24 protein-coding genes and 1 pseudogene are annotated in these 24,513 nt (G+C 59.1%); 14 read left to right on the forward strand and 11 right to left on the reverse strand.

The window, feature by feature from the left end:
• Window positions 1-6 precede the first annotated feature (6 nt).
• From AC0L37_RS07760 to AC0L37_RS07800, 9 genes and pseudogenes are all read left to right on the forward strand, one after another.
• A pseudogene (locus tag AC0L37_RS07760) lies at window positions 7-1,900 on the forward strand (bifunctional sugar phosphate isomerase/epimerase/4-hydroxyphenylpyruvate dioxygenase family protein).
• A 160-nt stretch (window positions 1,901-2,060) separates the two neighbouring features.
• On the forward strand, window positions 2,061-2,534 hold the full coding sequence (locus AC0L37_RS07765; protein WP_269368578.1) for a MarR family winged helix-turn-helix transcriptional regulator: 474 nt from the start codon (window positions 2,061-2,063) through the stop codon (window positions 2,532-2,534).
• Window positions 2,535-2,662: 128 nt separating this feature from the next.
• Window positions 2,663-3,658: an HlyD family secretion protein gene (locus AC0L37_RS07770; protein ID WP_282221531.1), complete on the forward strand. Its 996-nt coding sequence runs from the start codon at window positions 2,663-2,665 to the stop codon at window positions 3,656-3,658.
• A 48-nt stretch (window positions 3,659-3,706) separates the two neighbouring features.
• Complete coding sequence (locus AC0L37_RS07775) at window positions 3,707-4,990, forward strand: DHA2 family efflux MFS transporter permease subunit (protein WP_348984706.1); 1,284 nt, start codon at window positions 3,707-3,709, stop codon at window positions 4,988-4,990.
• Complete coding sequence (locus tag AC0L37_RS07780) at window positions 4,918-5,280, forward strand: hypothetical protein (RefSeq protein ID WP_348984705.1); 363 nt, start codon at window positions 4,918-4,920, stop codon at window positions 5,278-5,280. The genes AC0L37_RS07775 and AC0L37_RS07780 overlap by 73 nt, the downstream gene beginning before the upstream one ends.
• A gap of 45 nt (window positions 5,281-5,325) precedes the next feature.
• Entirely contained in the window at window positions 5,326-5,514 is a 189-nt protein-coding gene (locus tag AC0L37_RS07785; protein WP_282221530.1) for a CoA transferase, read from the forward strand.
• A gap of 279 nt (window positions 5,515-5,793) precedes the next feature.
• Complete coding sequence (locus tag AC0L37_RS07790; RefSeq protein WP_473314984.1) at window positions 5,794-7,272, forward strand: sensor histidine kinase; 1,479 nt, start codon at window positions 5,794-5,796, stop codon at window positions 7,270-7,272.
• A 6-nt stretch (window positions 7,273-7,278) separates the two neighbouring features.
• Complete coding sequence (locus AC0L37_RS07795; protein ID WP_282221528.1) at window positions 7,279-7,476, forward strand: response regulator; 198 nt, start codon at window positions 7,279-7,281, stop codon at window positions 7,474-7,476.
• Window positions 7,461-7,655, forward strand: a complete 195-nt coding sequence (locus AC0L37_RS07800; protein WP_282223004.1) for a hypothetical protein — start codon at window positions 7,461-7,463, stop codon at window positions 7,653-7,655. The genes AC0L37_RS07795 and AC0L37_RS07800 overlap by 16 nt, the downstream gene beginning before the upstream one ends.
• Before the next feature lie 92 nt (window positions 7,656-7,747).
• On the opposite strand, the gene AC0L37_RS07805 is transcribed toward AC0L37_RS07800, so the two are convergent.
• A complete protein-coding gene (locus AC0L37_RS07805; RefSeq protein ID WP_282221527.1) occupies window positions 7,748-8,569 on the reverse strand; it encodes a hypothetical protein in 822 nt (273 codons plus the stop codon).
• 168 nt (window positions 8,570-8,737) lie between these two features.
• On the opposite strand from AC0L37_RS07805, the gene AC0L37_RS07810 reads away from it, so the two are divergent.
• Both AC0L37_RS07810 and AC0L37_RS07815 read left to right on the forward strand, forming a co-directional pair.
• The gene (locus tag AC0L37_RS07810) at window positions 8,738-10,321 is read left to right on the forward strand and encodes a hypothetical protein (protein ID WP_282221526.1); all 1,584 of its coding nucleotides are present in this window, start codon (window positions 8,738-8,740) and stop codon (window positions 10,319-10,321) included.
• Between the two features lie 320 nt (window positions 10,322-10,641).
• The gene (locus AC0L37_RS07815) at window positions 10,642-11,259 is read left to right on the forward strand and encodes a hypothetical protein (protein WP_282221525.1); all 618 of its coding nucleotides are present in this window, start codon (window positions 10,642-10,644) and stop codon (window positions 11,257-11,259) included.
• 13 nt (window positions 11,260-11,272) lie between these two features.
• On the opposite strand, the gene AC0L37_RS07820 is transcribed toward AC0L37_RS07815, so the two are convergent.
• The 3 genes from AC0L37_RS07820 to AC0L37_RS07830 are packed head-to-tail and all read right to left on the reverse strand — an operon-like array spanning window position 11,273 to window position 13,981.
• Entirely contained in the window at window positions 11,273-11,506 is a 234-nt protein-coding gene (locus AC0L37_RS07820) for a response regulator transcription factor (RefSeq protein ID WP_282221524.1), read from the reverse strand.
• Window positions 11,475-11,909, reverse strand: a complete 435-nt coding sequence (locus AC0L37_RS07825) for a response regulator (RefSeq protein WP_282221523.1) — start codon at window positions 11,907-11,909, stop codon at window positions 11,475-11,477. Before AC0L37_RS07825 ends, AC0L37_RS07820 begins: the two co-directional genes overlap by 32 nt.
• Window positions 11,906-13,981: a sensor histidine kinase gene (locus tag AC0L37_RS07830; RefSeq protein WP_282221522.1), complete on the reverse strand. Its 2,076-nt coding sequence runs from the start codon at window positions 13,979-13,981 to the stop codon at window positions 11,906-11,908. Before AC0L37_RS07830 ends, AC0L37_RS07825 begins: the two co-directional genes overlap by 4 nt.
• A gap of 282 nt (window positions 13,982-14,263) precedes the next feature.
• On the opposite strand from AC0L37_RS07830, the gene AC0L37_RS07835 reads away from it, so the two are divergent.
• Together AC0L37_RS07835 and AC0L37_RS07840 are read left to right on the forward strand one after the other, a co-directional pair.
• Window positions 14,264-14,692, forward strand: a complete 429-nt coding sequence (locus tag AC0L37_RS07835) for a YbjN domain-containing protein (RefSeq protein WP_282221521.1) — start codon at window positions 14,264-14,266, stop codon at window positions 14,690-14,692.
• A 168-nt stretch (window positions 14,693-14,860) separates the two neighbouring features.
• Entirely contained in the window at window positions 14,861-15,127 is a 267-nt protein-coding gene (locus tag AC0L37_RS07840; RefSeq protein WP_282221520.1) for a hypothetical protein, read from the forward strand.
• A gap of 297 nt (window positions 15,128-15,424) precedes the next feature.
• Here the strand turns inward: AC0L37_RS07840 and AC0L37_RS07845 are convergent, their stop codons facing one another.
• The 7 genes from AC0L37_RS07845 to iolD all read right to left on the reverse strand — a co-directional run bounded on the left by AC0L37_RS07845 (window position 15,425) and on the right by iolD (window position 23,247).
• Entirely contained in the window at window positions 15,425-16,402 is a 978-nt protein-coding gene (locus tag AC0L37_RS07845) for a Gfo/Idh/MocA family protein (protein WP_282221519.1), read from the reverse strand.
• Window positions 16,403-16,590: 188 nt separating this feature from the next.
• Window positions 16,591-17,829: an MFS transporter gene (locus AC0L37_RS07850; protein ID WP_282221518.1), complete on the reverse strand. Its 1,239-nt coding sequence runs from the start codon at window positions 17,827-17,829 to the stop codon at window positions 16,591-16,593.
• A gap of 104 nt (window positions 17,830-17,933) precedes the next feature.
• Complete coding sequence (locus AC0L37_RS07855) at window positions 17,934-18,380, reverse strand: GreA/GreB family elongation factor (protein WP_282221517.1); 447 nt, start codon at window positions 18,378-18,380, stop codon at window positions 17,934-17,936.
• A gap of 334 nt (window positions 18,381-18,714) precedes the next feature.
• Window positions 18,715-19,545, reverse strand: coding sequence for a class II fructose-bisphosphate aldolase (locus AC0L37_RS07860; protein WP_282221516.1), 831 nt, complete (start codon window positions 19,543-19,545; stop codon window positions 18,715-18,717).
• On the reverse strand, window positions 19,542-20,384 hold the full coding sequence (locus AC0L37_RS07865; protein WP_282221515.1) for a 5-deoxy-glucuronate isomerase: 843 nt from the start codon (window positions 20,382-20,384) through the stop codon (window positions 19,542-19,544). The genes AC0L37_RS07860 and AC0L37_RS07865 overlap by 4 nt, the downstream gene beginning before the upstream one ends.
• 6 nt (window positions 20,385-20,390) lie before the next feature.
• Window positions 20,391-21,374: a 5-dehydro-2-deoxygluconokinase gene (gene iolC, locus AC0L37_RS07870; protein ID WP_282221514.1), complete on the reverse strand. Its 984-nt coding sequence runs from the start codon at window positions 21,372-21,374 to the stop codon at window positions 20,391-20,393.
• A 1-nt stretch (window position 21,375) separates the two neighbouring features.
• Complete coding sequence (gene iolD / locus AC0L37_RS07875; RefSeq protein ID WP_282221513.1) at window positions 21,376-23,247, reverse strand: 3D-(3,5/4)-trihydroxycyclohexane-1,2-dione acylhydrolase (decyclizing); 1,872 nt, start codon at window positions 23,245-23,247, stop codon at window positions 21,376-21,378.
• A 136-nt stretch (window positions 23,248-23,383) separates the two neighbouring features.
• On the opposite strand from iolD, the gene AC0L37_RS07880 reads away from it, so the two are divergent.
• Window positions 23,384-24,499: a Gfo/Idh/MocA family protein gene (locus AC0L37_RS07880; protein ID WP_282221512.1), complete on the forward strand. Its 1,116-nt coding sequence runs from the start codon at window positions 23,384-23,386 to the stop codon at window positions 24,497-24,499.
• Window positions 24,500-24,513: the final 14 nt, after the last annotated feature.

Consider the following 24,513-nt stretch of genomic DNA (forward strand, 5'->3'; position numbering starts at 1 on the left):
ACTGCCATGAAAACCGGCATTGCCACCGTATCGATCAGCGGCGATTTGCGCGAAAAGCTCAGCGCCATCGCCAATGCCGGGTTCGACGGGATCGAGATCTTCGAGAATGATTTTCTAGCCTTTGAAAGCAGCCCGGCCGATGTGGGCAAGATGGTGCGCGATCACGGGCTGGAAATTCAATTGTTTCAGCCGTTTCGTGATTTTGAGGGCATGCCTGAACCGGCCCGGAGCCGGGTGTTTGACCGGGCCGAACGCAAGTTTGACCTGATGGAACAGCTGGGCGCCGATCTCGTGTTGATCTGTTCAAATGTGTCGCCAATGGCGCTGGGCGGGATCGACCGCGCAGCCGCCGATTTTGCCGAGCTGGGTGAGCGCGCGGCCAAGCGCGGGCTGCGCGTGGGCTATGAGGCCCTGGCCTGGGGCCGGCACATCAATGATCACCGCGATGCCTGGGAGATCGTGCGGCGCGCCAATCACCCCAATGTGGGCCTGATTCTGGACAGCTTTCATACGCTGTCGCGCGGCATTGCGGTGGATCTCGATCCGCTCGATCCCAGCAGACAAGATATTTTTTGTGCAGTTGGCCGATGCGCCCCTGATCGATATGGACCTGCTCTATTGGAGCCGGCATTTCCGCAATATGCCAGGACAGGGGGATCTTGATGTCACCGGTTTTACGCGAGCCGTGCTGGCAACAGGCTATAGCGATGTATTTTCGCTCGAAATCTTCAATGACCAGTTTCGCGGAGGCTCACCGGCATCGATTGCGCTGGATGGCAAGCGCAGCCTGAGCAATTTGATGGATGCCGTGCAGCGGGTCGACGGGCCGGTTGCAGCGCTGGCTGAGTTGTTGCCTCAACCGGCACAGGTGGAAGGCGTGGCCTTTGTCGAATTTGCCGTGGGCGAGGCGGAGTCAGACGATCTGGTGGCGATCCTGAGCACGCTGGGGTTTCGGCATGCCGCCCGGCACCGTGCCAAGGACATCGATGTATGGCAGCAGGGGGAGATCCGCATCCTGCTCAACCGGGACCGCGAAGGTTTCGCGCACTCTTCCTATATCGTGCATGGGGCGGGGGTGTGTGACATCGGCCTGAGGCTGGACAATTCGACAGAGGCGCTGGAGCGGGCCAAGGCGCTGGGCGCCAAGGTGTTCGAACCGGCCCCCGGACCGGGTGAGCTGGCGATCCCCGCCATTCGCGGGCTGGGCGGCAGCATACTGCACTTCATTGACGGATCGGTCCCGCTCACGGACGTGTGGGAGCTCGAGTTCGAGGCGGTCGATGCGCAGTCTCTAGTCGAGGAAGCAGGTCTGACCCGGGTAGATCACATTGCCCAGACCATGGACGCAAGCGAGATGCTGACCTGGCAGTTATTCTACAATTCGCTGTTTGCTACGCGCAAAACGCCAACGCTGGATGTCGTGGATCCCGCGGGACTGGTGCGCAGTCTGGCGATCGAAAACAGCGATGGCTCGTTCCGCTTCACGCTGAACGGCGCTGAGAACCAGCGGACCCTGGCGGGGCATTTCATCGCCGAGGGTTTTGGGTCTGCTGCCCAGCATATTGCGCTGCAAAGCAATGACATCTTTGCCACGCTTGCGGTTCTCAAGGCGCGCGGCTTCGTGCCGCTGGCGATCTCGCCCAATTACTATGATGATCTGGCCGCCCGGTTCGGGCTTGACGATGGATTTCTCGAGCAGTTGTCCGCCAGCGGTGTGCTCTATGACCGCGATGAGGGTGGCGAGTTCTACCAGGTCTATAGTCAGACCTATGCTGAAGGCTTCTTCTTTGAGATCGTGGAGCGGCGCGGCGGCTATAATGGCTATGGCGCCGCCAATGCGCCCTTCCGCATAGCCGCGCAGAAGCGTCAACTCAGACTGCCATCAATGCCCCGCCACTAGAACTTGGCCAATGGCGGGGCCGACATAGAGACAAGTTCACTTGCTAACCAGGCCTGCCTAGAGTGGGCTGGGGCTGCCCTACGGGGGGCAACGTCGATTGACAAGGTGCTGGGTACAACATAAGCGTGCATATTATAAGTGCACTTACGGAAAACTCTGCATGGATGCCACCGACCCATGGAAACCGTCCATTGGTACCTTGTTGCACGAGGTCACGCGGCTGTTACGCCGGCGGTTTGAAGAGGAAGCGAAACGACACGGCCTGACGCTGGCGCAATGGCGAGCCATGGTCACCATTCACAAGCAGGATGGCATTACTCAGGTGGCATTGGCCGCATATATCGACTGCGATGCCATGACGTTGAGTGGCATTCTTGACCGTCTGGACAAGCGCGGTCTGATCGAGCGTATCGTGCATCCCGATGACAGTCGCGCCAAGCAGACCCGGCTGACGCCCGCCGGTCAGTCGCTAATGGCCCAGTCACAGGATGTCGCGGCGCAGGTCTTTTCCCAAGCGCTAGAGGGGCTGGACGAGCAGGCGCGCCAGGCACTGACCGAAAGCTTGATGCGCATCCGCACCAATCTCTCCAGCCAAGAACCCAGCATTGTCGAAATCGGAAAGCCTGCTGAATGAACACCCGCGCTCCCGCTTCAGGGGAAGACATCTCAAAAACCGCGCCTGACGCTGTGGCTCCCGCTAATAAAGCAACACAGAGCAATGCGCCGTCCCAAAAGGGTGGCGGCCCACGGCGACTGATCCTGATGGCCGTCATCCCGCTCATGATCATTGGCACAGGAGCCTGGTTCTGGCTCACCGGCGGGCGCTTCGAAGAAACCGACAACGCTTATGTTCAGCAATCCAAGCTATCAATCAGTGCGGATGTGTCCGGTCGTGTTGCCGAGGTGCTCGTCCATGACAACCAGATCGTAAATGCAGGCGATATGCTGTTCTCCATTGATCCGCAGCCATTTTCGATTGCGTTGAGTCAGGCCAATGCAGCGCTGGCTTCAGCTCGGGTCAATGTCGAGCAGCTCAAGATCGCCTATGGCACCGCACAGGCGCAACTCCACGCCAGTCTGGACACGCTGACAATTCGTCAGGCCGCGTTTGACCGCAAGAATGCCTTGGTGACACAGGGGCTAACCGCCGATGCCTCACTCGATGATTCCAAGTTGGCAGTACAGCAGGCGCAGAGCGCTGTGGACTTGGGCCAGCAGCAGGTCGCAGCAGCCATTGCGGCGCTTGCGGGTGACCCAGCGATTGCAACAGATGCCCATCCTGCTGTCCTGGCAGCATTGGCGTCGGTCGAACAGGCTGGACGCAATCTGAATAAGGCGTCTGTGGTCGCCCCGGCGAGTGGGATTATTTCAAATGTCTCGAGCCTCAATGTCGGCCAGTTCATCGCCGCAGGCGCAATGATCGCGGCGTTGGTTGAAACCGACGACACCTGGATCCAAGCCAATTTCAAGGAGACCCAGCTGGCTGAGCTGAAAGTTGGTCAACCGGTCGAAATCCATGTCGATGCCTATCCAGATGTTCTGCACGGCACGCTGGACAGCTTTGGCGCGGCGACAGGGTCTGAATTTGCCCTGATCCCGGCGCAGAACGCCACCGGCAATTGGGTCAAGGTAGTGCAGCGCGTGCCGGTGCGTATTGTATTGTCTGAACGGGCTTCAGTTGTCTTGCGCACCGGGATGAGCGCCAAGGTCACGGTCGATACTGGGCGCTCCACGATCGACAGATTCCGGGGCCAGTAGCGGCGGCTCGGGCAGGGCGCTGGCACTAACTGACATTTGGAGGCCGATATGGCCCGCACGACCGCGCAGACAGAGTCAGCGCCAACACTTGTGGTCAAGAACAAGGGGCTGCTGACGGCTGCGCTGATGCTTGCGACCATCATGCAGGTGCTCGACACCACGATCGCCAATGTTGCCCTGCCCCATATGGCGGCCTCGCTGGGCGCCGCCCAGAACGAGATCACCTGGGTTCTGACCTCCTATATCGTGGCGGCGGCAATCGCGACGCCCCTGACGGGTTGGCTGGCCGATCGGCTGGGACAGAAACGCCTGTTTCTGATTGCCGTGATTGGCTTTACCGTTGCGTCGGCTCTGTGCGGCATTGCCACCAATCTCCCTGAAATGGTGGTCTTTCGCCTGATTCAGGGGTTGTTCGGCGCTGTCATTGCGCCGCTGGCACAGACTGTCCTGCTCAACATCAATCCGCGGGAAAAGATCGGTCAGGCCATGGCCATTTACGGCATGGGTATAATGGTCGCGCCGATCATCGGTCCCACATTAGGGGGCTGGCTGACCGAGAGCTTTGACTGGCGCTGGGTCTTCTTGATCAACCTGCCCGTCGGCATTGCTGCGGTCTTTATGCTGTGGGCCTTCATGCCAGCCACTGAAATCACAAAGCGCCGCTTCGACTTCTTCGGGTTTGGGATGCTCGCTATCAGTGTTGGTGCCCTGCAGCTCATGCTCGACCGCGGCGCTGACAATTTCTGGTTCGCCTCAACCGAGACTTGGGTTGAACTGGGACTGGTGGTTTCGGGGCTGTGGGTCTTTGTGGTCCATTGTCTGACGGCCGAAAATCCCTTCATTGATGTTCGCATCTTCAAGGACCTCAACTTCATGCTGGCGTCAGTGATGATGTTTGTCGTGGGGATCACGCTGTTTTCAGGCTTGGCGCTGCTGCCCCCGTTGCTGCAGACCCTGATGGGCTATCCCGTCATCTTCTCGAGCGTCATGATGGCGCCGCGCGGGGTGGCGACACTACTCTCGATGGTGGTAGTTGGAAGATTGAGCGGTAAGGTCGATCCTCGCATCATGATGCTCTTCGGCACGGGCTGCATGGCCTATTCGCTTTATGGCATGACCAGCTTCAACCTGCAGATGGATTATTGGCCGGTGGTGACCACGGGCGTGCTGCAAGGGTTTGGCATGGGCTTTCTATTTGTACCGCTTTCGACAATGGCGTTTTCGACAATCGCGCCGCGGTTCCGGGGGATGCCACATCAATGTTCGCTCTGGTGCGCAATATGGGGCAGGGGGTCGGGATTTCGCTGGTCACCGCCGTGCTGGCCAGCATGATGCAGGTCAATCACGCCGAGCTGGCGGCCAGACTGACGGCTACCTCGCAGAATGTGGTCAATCAAATGCCGGGCCTGCTCACCGCTAGCCCACAGATCACCGCCATCGTCAATGGCATGGTCACCCAGCAGGCGGCCATGCTGAGCTATCTGGACGACTTCTGGCTTATGCTGATGCTAAGCTTGGCCGTCATCCCGCTGATCCTGCTCATGCGCGGGCCGAAAAGCCCAGACCGCGAACTGACAGATGCAGAAAAAGCTCTGGAGCGCGCCCACGCCATGGGAGACTGACTGGTGCGCCGACCAAGCCCGTGAAAGGGCAGGTCAAGAGGGTAGATGATCGACTTGTCTCTGCTCGAACCCATATTCTCCGTGCTGAGGCCGGACGCTGCCATCTTCCGCCACACGGGGAACGTCAAAGAGCGCATAGGCTCGGCCTCCAATACGTCCTGTCCGCGCAATATCCATGTCTGCCGGGACGGCATATATCTGGCGCTCTCCGGCTCCATCCAAGGCGGAAGCTAAACAGGGCGCGTTTTCCATTGAAGGAAAGATGATCGATGCACCAATAGTGGCCTGGGCTCGTGCCATTGTAATGCGTGCCAATGCTAAATGACCGAATGTCGGGGTTGGTTTAGCTGCCGTGAGCAGGTGTCAGGGGCAATTTGCGTGTCAGGATGAGCATTTCTCTATCGGACAGCCTCGAGCGCGCACATTGGCGTTGCGGCACGGCGCTTGCTGGACGCGCCTACGGCAGTCTGGTCTAACCGACTTCGAAAAGATCTCTGCGAGTTGGGAATTACTATGTCGGACCAGAACGACGCATACGGTTTTCTCGCCGGCGGCGGAGAAATGGGCGCCCTTATGCGTGCTTATGACTGGCAAGGGTCAGCTCTAGGCGCTCCTGATGGCTGGCCGCAGAGCCTGCGTCTGGCCATTCGACTAATGCTGCATAGTCGCCAGCCCATGTTTATCTGGTGGGGCTCCGATCTTATCCAATTCTACAATGATGCCTATAGGGAGACCATGGGCCCCGCCATGCATCCGGCTGCATTGGGTGCCAAGGGGAGAGAATGCTGGGCCGACATCTGGTCTATTATCGGACCGCAGATCGACTATGTAATGTTGGGCCGCGGTTCGACCTGGCAGGATGACCAGTTGGTGCCGATCAATCGGCATGGCCAGCCTGAAAGCGTGTGGTGGACCTATGGCTACTCACCAATAGACTTTGAAGGTGCCGTCGGCGGTGTTCTGGTTGTTTGCAGCGATGTCAGCGACAAGCATCGTTATACCCAAGAGCTGCAGTCCCGTACGGAGAGACTGGGCCAGCTGTTTGAGCAGGCACCAGGGTTTATCGCCATACTGCGCGGACCGAACCATGTCTTTGAGCTGACAAATGCGTCCTATCGCAAGCTGACCGGGCGGGACGAAGCAAGTCTCATTGGCAAGCCGGTACGCGATGCTGTTCCTGACGCCGGAGGGCAGGGGTTCTTTGAACTGCTTGATCAGGTCTATCAGACTGGTGAACCATTTGTCGGCCGCCGCGTACCCATTGAGTTGCAGCCTGACGAGAAGACTGAAGCCGAAACGTTCTACCTCGACTTCATCTACCAGGCGATCCGGGAGTCTGACGGGACAATCAGCGGCATCTTCGTGGAAGGGCAGGATGTATCAGACCATGTGCTGGCCGAAGAGCGGCTGACCCTGATAAACGGCGAGTTGCAGCATCGGGTCAAGAATACGCTGGCAATGGTGCAGGCCATTGCCAACCAGACGCTGAAACCGGTAACCGATCGCGAACCGGTTGAAACCTTCGAAAAGCGCCTGTTTGCCCTGAGTCGGGCGCATGACACGCTTGTGCAGGAAAACTGGTCGCAGGCCGATATTCGTATTGCCACCAGTTCTAGCCTGAGTGCGTTTGGGGTGGCCGACCGCGTTGCCGTCAAGGGCCCAAGTGTTGAGCTCGGCCCAAATGCCATTTTGTCGCTATCGATGATCTTGCACGAGTTGACGACCAATGCGGTCAAATATGGAGCACTCTCGGTCGAACGCGGTCACGTATCGATCACATGGGAGGTTGTAGAAAAGGAGGATGGTCCGTTTCTGCAATTTGATTGGCAGGAGCGTGAAGGGCCCACCGTTGTCAAACCGGAGCATCGCGGGTTTGGCTCGAAGCTGATTAGCCGCGGGATCGATGGAACCGGCGAGGTCGCCCTGGATTATGCTCCGTCAGGGTTTGCTGCGCATTTCACAGCACCACTGAGCGCACTAACGCGAGTGTAGTCTGAAATGGTCTTTCAACGCCGTAATCCGGTTGTGCTTGTCGTTGAAGACGAAGCCATGATCCTGCTCGATACGGTGGACATGCTCGAGAATGCAGGGGTGACAGCCATTGAAGCGGCCAATGCGGCCAAGCACTGTCCATCCTTGAGGATCAGTCTGGCGTCGACGTGGTATTCACTGACATCGATATGCCCGGAGACATGAACGGCTTGGCGCTGGCAGCCGAGATCCGATCGCGCTGGCCGGCAATTCCCGTTATTCTCACATCGGGCCACATGAAGCCGGAATTGCATCAACTGCCGCCTGAGACGTCATTTTTTAGCAAGCCCTACAACCAGCGCGAACTGCTCACCAAAATATCGGGATTGATCTCCTCCGGGTAGCCAGAGGGATCTCGAATTCTGGCACGCAAGCCCTTGTGCTGTTAGTGCGAGTTCAAAGCGCCGACCCAGCCAGCGCTTTAAACACATCGCAATCAGTCCCGATCGCGAATAGCTTCGGTCAGCATCTGGCTTAGTCCGGTACCACATTTGCCGTCCTGGACGGGGAAAGTAACACGACGCAGTAGCTCGAAGCCTGGTTGATCCTCCTCCTGCTCAAAGGTGATGGCCACCGTGCGGCTATAGAGTTGGGAATAGTAGCGGGCGCGTGCTTCAAGCAGGATATCGGCGTGAAGAATACACAGCTCGATGGCCGCGCGATCAAGATCAGGGGGGATATCGGCAAGTCCGGCATCAACAGCATAGGTGAGCGAAAGCTGGCCTGGCGTCAGGCCAGGCTCTGCCCAGCGCAGGGTTGCCTTGATCGCCGCGCTGAGGTCTGGCGCCAGATTGTCCAGCCCGACGCCCAACGGCTTGGGCGTACATGGAGCGCCGTCGGCAATGTCAAAGACCATCTCGTGAAAGCGCGTCAAAGTCATGTTTGCTGGAACGTCATCATCCCGCCTGGATGGGGTGAAATCCCAGCGAACGCGGACTGCGCTGATATCCTGCTCCTGTAGAGCTTCTGCGCTATTTGCCACGAGGTTGCCGCACAGTGGCTGGACCATTCTGGCATAGTGATCGGATGGGACTTCGCCAAAGGGTTCCGGATCGAAATTTGGCACGGCGCGCACGATAACCGTCTTATAGCCATCGGGATCAGTCTCGATGAGATAGTCGGTGATCGTCAGCGAGGTGCCATTACCGAGGATTATACTCTCGTCCTGCGCCAAGGCCGTCGAGACGCTGCTGAGTAGCAATGCCAACGTACAGCACAGGGCGGTCGAGATGAACGATGTCAGATACGCCTTGAACACGGAAAAACTCTCCAGGACCTGTGACCAGTCGCGGGCAGAAAAGTCCCCGCTTCCGGATAGTCTAGGTCCGTTGTGCGTATTCAGGCTCTCCCCTGTTCGGGGGATGGCGAGCTAGGCCATCGGCTCAATACCATTGCATTTGGCGTGGTTGAGCAGGGCGAAAAGACAATGCAGCACAGGATCCGGCGCGGGGCTGCCACCACCATTGTGACGTCATTGATGTTGCTTGGTGCATTCGTATCACCTGTGCTGGCAGGCACAGCTTCATTCGTGACGCTGCACTATTCGGCCGATCGCTTCGTGCCACAATTCCATTTTGATGGGCCTGTCATCGAGGGTGATGCGAAGGCTCTAGCCGCTCTGATCGACAGTTTCGTCGACTGTGAACCAGAACTGCTAGACATCAGAGGTAGCAATTGTGCGATTGTCACGCTGAACAGCCCGGGTGGTGACTATATTGAAGGCTTACGGCTGGCCGCCTTGATGCGCGAGCGGGCAATTGGGACTGTGGTTGAAGACACTGCTCAATGCTACTCGGCCTGTGCGTTCGCTTTCCTAGGCGGCTCAGGCTACGCCCGCCAGCAGGGCATTGGCGCCTATATCGACCGGATGATCGAGCCCGGCGGGATCCTGGGCTTCCACGCGCCGTATTTTGCTTCGGACGCGCTTGACGGGCTGGTGGCTGACTTCGGCATGGACGATGTTCTGGGTGCCAGCCGCGACGACATTGCGCTGATGATACAGCAACTGGTCCAGTGGAACGTCAACGCGAACGCATTGAGCTATATTGCGAGCATGGGGCCCTCGCAGACCTACGACATTGTCGAAGGTGAGGACTACGCCATGCTGTGGGCGCAACTGCCGCCAGCGCCGCTCTACTATTGGAACAGCAATACCGCGGATGCGCTGCGTAATGCCTGCATTAATCTACTTGCCTACCACCTCGATAGCTGGCCTTCCGATGTGGTCGAGAAGGTCGCGCCGGCCCCTGAGACAAATCTGGCCAACAATGAGCAGGGCCAATCGTTGAGCGGTTTTCGCCTGACCACACATAGTCCACTAGAGCCCAGTTATTGCGCGTTGCCGCATGAGCAGTTTGACCTCAACGGCGACATTGATCTGGCGCTACTCACCGCCCCTGGCGTCTCCGGCGCAGCACGACCACTGGTCTCGCTGTTCAGCCGCGGCGACGGTTGGTCCACCATGGGCACTGGCGGCGACCCTGTGCGCCGACATCTGCAAAAGGGCAGCATGAGCCAGCTATTCGTACCGATCAGAGGGGCCGTGGAGAGCGATTTCGTCAAGTTCATGGATTATCTGCCGCTACGCAAATTCGCCCGGTTCAACGCCTATAGCATGATTGACGACACGGTTGAGTTTCCGGCCTCCCCGCTTCCCATGTCGGTACTGGGTGAGAACGCCAATGCGCGCGTGATGAGCTATGGTCATCAGCAGATCGTTGTCCAGGCAGGCAGTCAGTTGCTCTACACCACGGCGAGACAAGAACACGCGAACCGAACTGATGTCGACGTCACCCTGACAACCGATTTTGAGAATGGGTATGTTGTGGGGGGCTATTATTTCTCGGGTCGGCCATATCTCTGGGTTGGCCTTAAGGGCGAGAACGGTGCCGCGGTGGTGGTGCGCATCGAGACGCCGGAGATGCCGCAAGACATGACCGCTGCGCTGATCGAACAGGAAGAGATCGCCTGCAGCTTTTCGTTGCACGGACATGGGCTTGATTGCTCATGAGACGACGTCAAAGCGGTAAGACGGGGTAGCTGAATGGGTAGCCTGATGCCGATATTTTTCGTCGTCCAAGGAGGCGTATTTCTGGCGTGGACCATACTCGCCTTCCGCTTTCTGTTCGCTTTGCGTGCCGACGCCGTCTCAGCGTCGGGGCGAACACTGCCCAGCATGGCGACGCAGTTGAGAGCGTTTTGTGGCGGGATGGTTGAGCCCCGCTACCGTGGTCAACGCGCTCGTCTCGTGCTTCTGACGACCGTGCTGGTACTTATGTCCGCAATGTCATTCGTATTCTTCGCCTGATCACCAAACCGAGGTCTGTTGCCATGCTGCCCCATGTTGTTCATAGCGTTTTGGTTGTTGCGCTCGGGTGGATCATGGGAGCAATTTCTACATTGGCGCATCCACCCATTACGTCATGTCCAGCAGATCAGGCGGTCTACCGACTGCAAACCGAGGATGGCCCGCTTGAGATCGGCTTTATTCCCGCAGTCAGTTTCATTTCAGCGGCTTCCGACCTCTACCTCTACCTGACCACGACGCAACGGACCTATTGGTTTAGTTTTTCGGTGTCGAACGGTTATAGCGGCATGACGCTGCATCCGGTTAGTGACCCTGCGGAAGCATCAAACGCCGGCAGGGAGGGTGGTGCGCGCGAGCTACTCGCAGACTATTTCGCAGCAGACCCGGACGCAGCAGAGCAAGAGGTCTGGGCATCGTTGCGCTTCTACTCGCTCGACAGTGATCTGACTTTCAAGTTCGAGCCTCCACTTTCCGGCGAGCCTGCTCCCGCCTATGTGATGATGCCCGAGATCGGCCTGACGCTCTGGTATGAGCCGCAGGTATTGACCGAGGACCCCGGGGCGGACCGTGACCCCATTCCGCGTGGCATATTTGAACTGACCGAGTGCCTGCCAGCGCCACGCGCCAAGGTACGCCTATGAACCTGTTGATCTGTCAGGTCAGACCAAGTCGGTTGGCGTGCACTGCGGCTTCAGCCCGTGTGGAGATGCCAAGCTTGCGATAGATGGCCTTGATGTGGGTGGCGATGGTTGTCTCCGCCAGTCCCAGCGCCTGGGCGACATCGGCGTTGCGTAGCCCCTTGGCAATCAGGGAAAGCACCTCGAGTTCACGCGCCGTCAGCTTCTCTGTATCGCTCTCAATAGGACCCGTGCGTTGAAAATGTTCCATGATCTCGCCGGGCGATGGTGGGCGAGAGAGCGGGCATGCCTTGCTCGAGTTGCACAAGTTGACGCTGGATCAGCGTGCTTGGCTGGCCTTTGAGCAAGTATCCTTGGGCTCCTGCGGACAGTGCGGCAACAATATGCGCATCTTCTCCGAGCACGGTGGTGACCACACAGATGGTATCGGGTGTCTGCTTTCGAATGCGGCGGATTACATCCAGCCCCGACCCGTCGGGTAGTCCCAGATCGATCAGTGCCATGTCCCAGCTCTGCTCGTCGACCCTGGCAACCGCGCCCGCAACGGTTTGTGCGGTGCTGATGGCCGATTGGGGGAAAGCCTCCCGTGCGATGCCGGTGAGCCATTCCCGCGCCTCGGCGACATCCTCTACGATCAGCAGATTGTTGATCACGCTATGCTTCCTTCCAGCAGTGGCATGCGGGCATGAATGCGTGTGCCGCTGGCGCCGGTGATCGACAACGAGCCGCCTTCGCCTAGCACACGGGAGGATATGTTCTCGAGACCGTGGCCGGGCTTGGGACCTGCATCAGCAAAGCCTATGCCGTCGTCCGAAATTGTCAGTGAGATTTCGTTATTTTTCTCAATGATTTCTATAGACAGCTGTTCGGCATTAGCGTGCCGGATGGCGTTGCTGGCGCCCTCCCGTACGATAGAGCGTAATGTATGGGCCAAGCGGGCGCTTACACCGATGGCGGGCGAACCAGACGAGCGCCAGTTCAACTTTAGCCCGGCCAATGCGAGACGCTCATTGGTTTCGTATCGCAACTCAGCCAGCACCTCGTCGAGCGCCATGCCATCACCCTGCACATTGCTGATGATATCACGCAGGTCGGCCAACGTTTCACTCACGATGGCATCCTTGCGCTGCACATCGGGTGTATGAAGTGTGCGCAGCAACTGGGCACCGATATTGTCGTGCAAGTCACGGGCGATCCGGGTTCGCTCTTTGCGGACACCCTGCTCATGAGCGTCGCTGCTATTGAGCGCGTGAGCAACCAAATCAACGAGATCCTGTGCTCGGCCGACATCATGCATTGAGAACAGCCGTCGCCCCCCAGCGGCGAACTGCAGGACGAGTGGCGGCAAGGTGGAGTGCCCGGGAACAACCAACCCCTGTCCATCATCGATAAGTGCGGCATATGCGGCTGGGGTGGTCGGCTGAATTGTCAAAGGGTTAAAGGTTTCGACCAGCAGAGCCTGCCATTTGGCGGACTGTCGCTCGGGTACCCGCTCCAAGCCGATCTCAACAAGTTGCGGGAAGCCCTGCTTGGTCAAGCCAGGACGTTTGTCGAACCAGCCACCGATTGCATTGCGGAGTGGCAGATACACCAGACCCAGCACCAGCAAGGCTATGCCAAACGCGGGAACCCGTTCAACAGCAACGCCGTAAATCAGAAACGCGTCGAGGGCGACCAGCAGAATTGCACCAACCAGGTAGGAGCCAAGACGGAACGCCCAGGCGCCCAGATCGAACAGTCGATAGCGCGCTACGCCAAGGGCCAGTCCGGCGTAAAAAAGCAAGACAATGCCGAAAGCGTGGGCTTGGGAAATCTGCGGTTCGAGCCCGATCAGCAGAGGGACTGCAATGGCCACCACAAAAACGATGCTGCCTGCCATGATGGATAGCCCAAACCAGCCCAGAGCGGCGCGGGCGACGGGATCGCGGCGGGTCAGCGATAGTTGAATCGCGACTAACCCGGCGATGACCAGAAGTTGCACAATGATCGTGGTATAGCTGCCGATGCTGGGCGTTGGTGCAATCTGGGCAATCCCGATCCATGGGGCCAGTCCCGATACGACCCAGACCGCAACAAGCACCGCATTGGGTGCAATGCGTCTGGGATAGACGCTCAACAGGCAGATGATCGCTGCGCCCCAACTGACCGAACCGGCTTGATTAAGTGCCGTCAACGTCACCAGCTGTTCAGCGGGGAGAGCCAATTCCCGAGTGCCGTAGATCGCCGCTGATACCGCCGCCGCCATCAGCCCAACGCCAGAGACAGCCAAGAAGAACGGACCTGCTTCGCGCCGCCTCAACGCCCAGACCCAGCCGCCCAGTGCCATACCCGCAAAGCCGACAAAGATTTGCAGCCAGAACTCGAATGGCAGGGCCCATGCGGGTCGACCTGCTTGAGGCGCGACGTAGACGCGGTGCGTGCCTTCAGTAGCGCTTGTGACGTCAAGCCAGATCCGGTTCTCACTTATGATGTCGACGAGCGCAGACTGCTGGCGCCGGAAGGCGTTGAGCTCGGCATAAGACCCCAGCGTGTCGGGTTCTTCAACGATGTCTGTGGCATTAACAGAGATGCCGGTTGTGGTGTCTGAGCCGATCGCGTTCAGCCGCTCGCCGCCTTTCAACTCCGGCTCGAAGTCGTTGCGTTGCGCCTGGGCGATAACGATGCTGCCGTCATCTCCTGGTGACAGTATTACCCCAATCCAGGGTTGGTTGACGGCAAACGCCAATGCGCCCGCTGAAGCGAGGACCGACAAGCCCAGAAGCAAGACAAGCCAGAAAAAAGCTGGTGTTCGGATTTTTGCTTCTCCCCCGGGCGTCGTAGTCTAACGCGTTTCTCGCATTGCCCCACTCCTCTGAACGGGGGATGCCATAGAAGCAGGCAAGTGCCTAGTTTTGCTACCAGTATTTTGAGGAGCTTGGGAGCCAAGGTGTCCGCGTACGGTCGCAAACTGCGTCATAGGTCCGGTGTATGGCAAACGGGTAAGGTAATCCTTCTTGCGAGCCTGGCCGTGGTGCTGGCCGCTTTCCTGCTCTGGCCCAAAGTGCAAGCGCGTGAAGCGAGCAATGTTGATACCATCATGCAGATTGCTCAGGTATTTGGCACCGCTCGGCTGGACCGTGACAGCAACAGTTCTCCACGCATCAGCGCTGAGCTGGATGGCTTCGCCTACACCATAACCTTTTTCGACTGTGGGCCATCAGATACCTGCAGCAGTGCGCAGTTTGTGACCCATTTCAACGTGATGGCTGACCAGGCCAAACTCGATCAATGGAATGGCCAGACTGCCGGGCCGCGTGCGTATTTTGATGCTATGGGCGGCACCAGCCTGGCTCAGACCACGCAACTGGATGATGCCCCTGGACCGGCCATTGTCATGGGGATGATCGGCAACTGGGGCAATGCAGTGTTCGACTTTGCCGCGCTTATCGACCCATAGGAGAAGTCCCCTGAGACCTTGGATACTCGCCACAGCAACGCTGATCGGCGTTGCTGCCAGCACCCCAACTCAGGCCCAATTTCCCGTGAGGGTATCGCGGAGATTCCCAATGGCGTGTCGACGCCTTTTGCGGGCAGGTGGTCGGTCGGCTTTCCTGAGGGGGACGGCATGATCAATGGTGAGCCGCTCGTCACCTGCGATAGGCCGGTGCAGTTGTTAGCGGTCGGCAACAACGCCCTGAGTTATTTCGCACCCAATGGCAACGAAATTCTGTTTGAACTGACGACATTCTCGGGGCGCACTGCCTGGTTTCCGCCAGCAGGCGAGAGCCTCGTGGCCGTATGGACGTCCCCGGACGAGTTCTACAGCTATTCAGTCGCACTGACTAATGGTCGGGCTCGCTGGGATGAACCGCATGTCTACCGCCGGTGTTAGTCGCGCTTCTTTGGTCGTCGTTCCGGCTTGGACTCAAATGGGTGAACCCAGTCTGTTGGCCGGATTGCTCTGCACATTGATAGGCTGCCCAAACACGGCATGCATTGTTCTCAACGCCCGCGGAACCTGACCTGTCTGGTGATATTCGCATCGTGGTCGCCTCAGGAAGGTAGATCACCGACTTGTCTGGACGACCCACACCGTAGCGCAGCGGGTCGAGATCTCTGGTTGAGGGCCGCTTTTTTATCCTGTCCTGCTAGTGCCAGACAAACTCTCAAAGCCGTCGCAGCCTCGCGACTATTCGGGATAGATAACCCCGATTTGCGCTCGAATGTTGTCAAGAGCAGCCATGATGGCGACGCTCTGGGCGATCGGCATTATCGGGCTTGACCGTTCGCCGTCCGCCACCAGACGTTCCAGTTCGGCAGCCTGGAACTGCATGCCACGACCCTGTACGTTGGAGGTGTATTCCTCGATCAGCTGACTGCTCGTATCGTAAACTCGAAACGTGGTCGGCATGTACCAGGTGCGATCGATTTCGATATAGCCTCGGGTTCCGCAAATCTCGGCGCGATTGGGGCCTGGGGCATCGCTGGCAGCAATGAAGCTCATGGTGGCGCCGTTGGCATAGCGCAGGATACCGGTGACCTCGGCGTCGGCACCAGTAGGCCGCAGGTGTCCTGTGGCCTGGATCGTCTGAGGCTCGCCAAGAATGTCGAAGGCGAAAGACACAGGATACACGCCCAGATCAAGCAGTGCGCCGCCGCCCAGTTCCAGGGCATTCAGTCGATGGGCAGGATCCGCTGTCAGGCTCTGTGTATGAGTGGCCAGCATGGTGCGGACCTCGCCAATAACGCCGTCCGCCAGCATTTCACGCAGTCGGATCATGTGCGGAAAAAATCGGGTCCACATAGCTTCCAGAACGACGACGTCGTGAGCCTCTCCAAGTTCAAGCAACCGTTGCGCTTCGGCAGCATTGAGGGTGAGCGGCTTTTCGATCAGCACGTGCTTGCCGGCGTTGATAGCAATCTCAGCGGCGATTATGTGACTCGGGTTCGCGGTCGCGATATAAATTGCATCGACTGTAGGGTCCTTCGCCAAAGCCTCATAACTGCCATGAGCGTGCGGCAGTCCGAATTCGGCGGCGAATGCTGCTGCCCGTTCGGCTGATCGGGAGCCTATGGCACTCACCGCGCGTCCCGACAGTTGCAGGTCAGATACGAAGCGCCGTGCAATATTGCCCGCCGCCAGAATGCCCCAGCGTAATTTGGTCATTATCGTTCTCCTGAAGCATGCAGTGGTGCCTGTTGACGTCGCGGTACGGGAAGGGCGCCATTGCGGTGAGCCCGCATGAACGTCAGACGTCGGCGGTTGATTTAAGTTTACCCCGAGCGAAGCAGTCCAGCCAAATGGCTGTCCTTCTACATAGACTGGCAGTGAGGCATCTACGTCACTGGCACAGACTATTGTCCGGGCTGTCGCGCTTCAGTTATCTTCCCCAGTTTTTGCGTGGGCGCTGCAGTTTCGATATTGGGCAGCAGAATGGTCAGGAAGCCGAGCAGCAGCAGCAATGGGCAGGCATTGAAGACGTATTCAATGCCGATCTGGTCGGCAACTGCTCCCAGCAGCGCTGCACCCAATGCGCCAATGCCAAACGCAAAGCCGAACACAAAACCGGCCACCATCCCCACTTTGCGGGGCAGCAGTTCCTGGGCATAGACCACAATGGCAGAGAATGCGGACGACAGGATCAACCCCACCATGATGCTCATCACTGCGGTCCCAAACAGGTTCATGTGCGGCAGCAGAAGCGCAAAGGGGAGGGCACCAAGGATCGAACCCCAAATCACCTTGATACGGCCAACTTTATCGCCGATCGGGCCGCCGAAGAATGTGCCCACCGCGATGGCCGCGAGGAATGCGAACAGGTAGCCCTGGGCCTCACGAACCGGGAGGGCAAACTTCTCGATCAGGAAGAAGGCGTAGTAGGTCTTGAAGGTCTCAATGTAGACATACTTGCTCAGCAACAGGGAGCCGACGACGGCGAAGGCGATGACCAATTGACGCTGTGCGACGGGGGATCGTGCTGGCATTGTGGCGCCAGACTTCTTGATTGAAATCTGGTGATTGGCATACCACCGCGCTACATGCGTCAGCACGATAGCGCCGACCACAGCGAGCAAACCGAACCATACCGTGCTGATCTGCCCGAGAGGCAGAACGATCAACGCCGCGGCCAGTGGGCCAAGGGCAGTGCCGGTATTGCCGCCAACCTGGAAGCTGGACTGGGCAAAGCCCAGTCGTCCACCCGAGGCCAGCCGCGCAATGCGGGATGCCTCGGGGTGAAACAGCGCCGAGCCGACACCCATCACTGCTGCCGCGACCAGCAAAAGCAGGAACGAGCTCGCCGTCGCCAGCAGCACGATACCCGCTGCAACGATCACCAGCGACACTGCAAGCAGATATGGTTTTGGCTTTACGTCGCCATATAGCCCCATCGCCGGTTGCAGCAGGCTGGCAGTAATCTGTTGCGCCAGCGTCAGCAGACCGAGCTGGAAATAGTCCAGATCGTAGTTGGCCTTGAGGAGTGGATAGAGCGCAGGCAGCAAGAATTGCAGTAGATCATTGATCAGGTGCGCGCCGCTAACCATGAAGATGATCGCGTAGGAAGGGCGGATGGCTTTGTTGGCAGCGGTGGACATTTCAATTCCGTGCAAAGAAGGGCCATGAGGCCAGTGTGATGAAAATGAACGAGTGAAAATCGGCAGAAAAGAGTGTAAAATCAGCGACGTAAGTCAGCTGCCGGCTAGGTACCGTGCAGCTGCAGTCTGTCGTAGTCACACCGCACGAGTGCGCCGTCAGCTTCTGGCTGAAACAATACCATTTCGAGTTCCACCGCTTCGGGATGCTCCGGGTCCGAGGCTGGTGCAGCGAAAATCTGCCCCTCGGCCATACCCAGCAGCGCGAGGCCTCGGTGGGATTTGATCGACAGCCCCTGCTGCCGGTCCGTGTGCTGAGGGCTGAGGCAAAGCAGGTGCTCGCGTGCGCGCCCTCCATTGACACGATAGCGAACTAGGCTGCCCAGCGTTGCCAGTTCAGGTTCAATTGCTTCGACTTCAAGAACCAAGGCGTTCTGCAGCTTTTCCAGCAGTTGACGGAAATAGGCAGGTGAACCGAGCCCACCCTGAGTGGCTATCCCGGTGAGGATGGCATGGTCGCGCCTGCTCAGCAGGGGACGCGCGGATGTGATCATGTAGTGTCTCGATGTGCGCCATGGCTGCAACGACATTGCAGCGTACGGGAACAATGAATGAAACTGTCAGAATAAAGCGACCTGGGTCGGCTCTTGCGGGTGCAGGTAGCCGAGCCAGGCTAGAAGCCTATGAGCAGGCTCCCGCGCAACATTCTGAAAAGTACATTCGAGCACATGGGCGCCATACAACCATGTTGGCACCTAAAGTCAATCTTGCCGCGGCCCTTAGTACTTGCCTCTTCATGGGAGGAACGTTGGGGCACCTGCCACACACGTCCATCTTGCGATGGTCAAACATGGCTGTCGTACGCTTGCTTCGGCTCCGAATGGGGCGTCAGGCGGGGCCAATCTCGCGCAGGATGGGGCGCGTTGCTTCGGTTATGGGGGCCTCGACGGCTTTGAGCAGGGCGATGCGGTCGAACTGCTCCGGGGCTGCGGTCAAGGACTGACGCAAAGCGGCGCCGAACACCTTGCGCAGCTCGGTGCCGATATTGAACTTGCAGACATTGGTGTTGTGGGCGAGGAACTGACGCATCTGGCCGGGCACACCGGAGCCACCGTGGATGACCAGGGGCACGTTAGTGGCCGCTTGAATGGCGCGGACCGCGTCCACATCGATTGTTGCGGCCTGTTCGGTCTGCAGGTGCACATTGCCCACGGAGACCGCCATTGCGTCCACGCCGGTCTGGCTGGCGAAACGGGCGGCGTCGGCGGCGCTGGTGCGGGCCGAAGCCTCACCTGAGGCATAGCCGACAAAGCCGATTTCACCTTCGCATGAGACACCGGCGGCATGGGCCATTTCAGCAACGGCGCGGGTCTCGGCGATGTTCTGTTCCAGCGGAAGTCGCGATCCGTCAAACATCACCGAGGTAAATCCGCAGGCGATGGCGGCCTGGCATTCATCGAGTGCGGTGCCGTGATCGAGATGGGCGACAACCGGCACGCTGGCGACCTCTGCCAGCGCCTTGAACATCGCTGCCAGCACGGGCAGGGGCGTGTGCGCCCGACAACCCGGACCGGCCTGCAGGATCACAGGCAGGTTTTCCGCTTCAGCGGCACGGACATAGGCGCGGGCATCTTCCCATCCCAGCACCACAACACCTGCCAGGGCGTAACCCTTGTCGCGTGCGGGCAGCAGGACTTCACTGAGGGTGACAAGGCTCATTTGAATTTGGCGATCATGTCTTTGATGCCGGGGATGGTCTCGATCTGGGCGGCATGGGTGGGTTGGAAATACTGCACCAGCGAGCGCTGGCTCAGCCCGCCCAGAATGGTGAAGTAGTACATTTCATAACCCGGCAGCACCGCGCAGGGATGGTAGCCCTTGTCGAGGCAGATCGTTGAACCATCAACGATGTGATAGGCGTCGCCGGGCTTGTTGTCCTCGCGCTGCAGCATCTGCACGCCAGAGCCGGTATTGGGGCGGAAGCGGAAATTATAGGTTTCGTCATGTCGCGTTTCGAGCGGCAGTCGGTCGGTATCGTGCTTGTGCGAGGGGAAGCCGGACCAGCCGCCCTGACCAACGGTGTAGAGCTCGCTGACCAGAAGCCGGCCAACCCGATCATGGTAGCGCTGGCCAAGGATGTGCTTGATCTTGCGGTGGGTCTTGGTTTCGTCCGAGCCATATTGGACAAAGTCAATCTCGTCGCTGCGCACGGCAAAGGGGGTGAGCACCTCGTCAAAGCGCGCCCCGGCGATGAAGACTTCGGCGGTTTTAGAAGTGCAGACCAGCGTGGCGCGGGTGTGTGAAGGCACATAGACGCCCTCGGGCTCACCATCCCACACATCGACGCCCCGACCGCCAATGGCGTCGAACTGCATGCCTTCAACGCTGACATCGACCATGCCGGTGGCGGGCACGATGCAGGTTTCATAGCCCGGCACGACATATTCGAAGGCCTGACCGCGGACCAGCTTGACGATGTTGAAATAGGTCAGTGGAACGCAGGCATCATCAATGTCGACAATGGGTTTGTTCTGATTGTCATAGGGGGCAATGTGCATGGCGCTCTACTCTGTTTGGGTTGGGCCAGGATGGCTGGCGATGAAATCATCCAGTTCGGCGCTTGTCGGCATGGCCGGGGCACACCCTACCTTGGAGACGACAATAGCGGCGGCTGCAGAGCCGTAGAGCACGGCCTGATGAAGCGGCCAGTCGCGCGTCAGACCGGCCAAAAATCCGCCCATGAAGGCATCGCCAGCGCCGGTTGGTTTAAGCGCGGTGACGTGGAAAATGCCGGTTCGGGTTTCGCCATTGGGGGTGATGGTGATCGCGCCAAATTCGCCCATCTTGTACACGACGATGCGGCCCTGGCGCTCGGCCAGTTCGCGGGCAAATGCCAGCCCCTTGTGCTTGCCGCCAGCCATGAAGCCGAACTCGTCGTCATTGCCCACAATGATGTCGCACAGGGCGCTGGCGCGCGAATAGACATCGGCTGCCACCGCAGCGGAAGGCCAGGAATAGGGGCGGTAATCGACATCGAATATGACCGGCATCCCGGCAGCGCGAGCGCGTTCCATGGCGGCGAAGGTCGCGCTACGCGATGGCTCGCTTGCCAGGGCCGTGCCGGCGGAAGCAAAGGCATCAACGCTCTCGAAATCGACTTGCTCGACATCGGTCAGAGTGAGTTCGAAGTCGGCAGCACCATTGCGATAAATCACCGACTGGTGGTCCTCGATCCGGCTTTCCACCACAGCCAGTGAGTTGCGGGCTTCCCCGCCGACCGGGGTCACGTATTGGGCGTCGATACCATAGTGGGCCAACTGATTGATGCAAAACCGGCCAATGGCATCGTCGGAAACGCGGGTCAGCAGCGCGGCCTGCAAGCCGTGACGGGTCAGCGCCACGGCGATATTGGCCGCCGATCCACCGAGGGTAACAGCCATCTGTGTGGCGTCTTGGGTGCGGGTGCCGGGAGGATCGGGATAAAGGTCCATTCCAGCGCGACCCAGCACCAGGAATTTCTGGTGGGTACTGTTAATGAGGGTGGTCACCTCAAATTCCCTTGCGCTGGAGCAGTCGACCCGCTTCCTGTTCAAGATGGGCAGCACGCACGCTGTCATTGTCGGTGATGTGTGGCGTGCCCACTTCCCACCAGGCGTGGCCCTGTGTGGTCCAGCCCTCATAGGCATCGACCTTCATGCAGATGACATAGGTCGTCTTGCTGGCCTTGGCGCGCGCGAAGGCCGCTGCCAGATCGGTGGGGTTGGCGACGGTCTCGGCGACGGCTCCCATGGCGCGGGCATGGGCTTCGAAATCCACGGTGACGGGATTGGTCACCGTCGGGTTATCCGCGATCAGATTGTTGAACGAGGTGTTGCCGGTATTGTTCTGCAGCTTGTTGATGACGGCAAAGCCGCCATTGTCGAGCATCAGAATGATCAGTTTTTTCTCGCTCAGTACCGATGAATAGATGTCCGAGTTCATCAGCAGATAGGAGCCGTCGCCAACAAACACGATGGTGTCAGCCTCGGGCTCCTGCTCCATCTGCGCGATGCGGGCGCCCCAGCCACCAGCAATTTCGTAGCCCATGCAGGAAAAGCCGAACTCCACATCGACAGTGCCGATATCAAGGGTGCGCCAATTGGCGGTGACTTCTGCGGGCAGGCCGCCAGCGGCAACAACGACGCGATCACGGGTGCCGCAATGGGCGTTCACCACGCCGATAGCCTGTGCATAGGAAGCCGGCCGGTTACCAATGCGTACATTGTCGGCGACGTAGGCATTCCATTTGGTGCGCTCGTCCTTGGCGAAGGCCACCCACTCAGTGGGCGCGCTGTACTCTTCCAGGCTGTTGTCGAGCTCAGCCATGGCAAGCTTGGCATCGGCTACAACGGGCAGGGATTGGTGCTTGCCGGCATCATGGCGGGCGGCATTGAGCGCGATGATGCGGGCGTCCTTATCAAAGGCGGTCCACGACCCGGTGGTGAAATCCTGCAGCCGTGTGCCGATAGCGACGATAACGTCGGCCTTGCGGGCCACAGCATTGGCGCTATCGGAGCCGGTGACGCCGATTGGTCCAATATTGAGCGGGTGGGTTTCGAGCATATTGGCCCGGCCAGCAATGGTCTGCACCACCGGGATGGCATGGCGCTCTGCCAGGGCGGTGAGTTCTGACACTGCACGGGCATATTGCACGCCACCGCCAGCAATAATCATCGGGCGCTTGGCGGTTCTGAGCATTGCCACCGCGTCCGCCATTTCCTCAACATCGGGACCCTGACGGCGAATGCGATGGATCTTCTTTTCGAACAGGCTGGCCGGATAGTCATAAGCCCAGCCCTGAACGTCCTGCGGCAATCCGATAAACGCCGGCCCGCTATCGGCGGGGTCGAGCATGGTGGCCAAGGCCGATGGCAGCGACTGGATGATCTGCGCGGGGTGGGTAATCCGGTCCCAATAGCGGGACACTGATTTGAAGGCGTCGTTGACCCCCAGAGTGGGATTGTTGAAATGCTCCATCTGCTGCAACACCGGATCGGGCAGGCGGGTGATGAAGGTGTCACCGCACAGCAGCAACATGGGCAGACGGTTGGCGTGGGCCAGGGCCGCGGCGGTCAGCAGATTGGCGGTGCCGGGACCCGCCGAGGCGGTGCAGAACATGAAACGCTGGCGCAGATGCTGCTTGGTATAGGCGGCAGCCGCAAAGCCCATGCTCTGTTCGTTCTGGCCGCGATAGACCGGCAGCTCGGCGCGGTGGTCGTACAGAGCCTCGCCCAGACAGGTGACATTGCCGTGCCCGAAAATGGCAAAGCCGCCGCCACAGACACGCTGCTCGTGACCGTCAATGACGATGTACTGACTGGCCAGGTAGCGAATAATGGCCTGCGCGGTGGTCAGTCGAATGGTCTGGTCTGCGGAACTCATCGCGCCCTCGTCGGTCACTGTCAGTGCGCGCCACAGCGTTTGCCAGTTGACGCGATATCGGTGGTTAGAATACAAGTTTTGCAACCGGTTGCAAGCAAATTGCAGGTAAACACCAAACCGGATGAGGGGGTCTGGGATGACCGAAATTGGAATCGGCATTGTTGGTGGCGGCTATATGGGCAAGGCGCATGCCGTTGCCATGGCTGCAGTCGGCGCGGTGTTTGACACCGCCTTGCGGCCGCGGCTGGAGATGGTCTGTGCTGCCAGTCCGGCCAGCGCCGAGCGGTATCGCCGCGCCTTCGGCTTTGCCCGCGCCACCGCGGATTGGCCCACGCTGGTGGAAGATCCAATGGTCGAGGCCATCATGATCGCCTCACCACAGGAAACCCATCAGGCCATCGCTGAAGCGGCATTCGCACTGGGCAAGCCGGTGTTCTGTGAAAAGCCAATGGGCGCCAGCCTGGCCGAGAGCGCGTCGATGACCGCGGCCGCTGCGGCCAGCGGCGCGATCAATATGGTGGGATTCAACTATATCCGCACGCCAGCCTCGCAATTTGCCAGACGGCTGATCGCCGAAGGTCGCATCGGCACGCTCACCTGGTTCCGGGGCGAACATACCGAGGATTTTTATGCGGATCCGCAGGCGCCTGCGTCATGGCGCACGGAAGGCCAGGCCAATGGCACAATGGGCGATCTGGCGCCGCATATGATCAATGCAGCATTGGCGCTGATTGGTCCGATTGATGGCCTGATTGCAGAAGTGGAAACAGTGCATCAGAGCCGGCCTGGTCCCAAGGGGCCGGTGTCAGTGAGCAATGATGATCAGGCACAGATGATGTGTCGCTTCACCAATGGTGCCATGGGTCACATGTTCTTCAGCCGGATCGCGAGCGGTCGGAAGATGGGCTACGCCTATGAAGTGGTCGGGACCAAGGGGTCTATCCGGTTTGATCAGGAGGACCAGAACGCGCTCTGGCTCTATGACAGCGCCGACCGGGAGGCCGAACGAGGCTTTCGCAAGATCCTGATCGGGCCAAGCCATCCGGACTATCTGGCGTTTTGTCAGGGGCCGGGACACGGCACGGGCTATCAGGACCAGATCATCATCGAGGCGCGCGACTTTCTCAAGGCGATCGACACCGGCAAGCCGGTCTGGCCGACCTTTGCGGACGGGCTCGCCGTCAACCAAATCGTTGCGGCGGCGCATGTGTCGAGCGCGAACAAGAAATGGGTTTCTGTACCGGCGGACTGACGCCTGGGAGAGGT

This window comes from Devosia sp. J2-20, from assembly GCF_055808475.1.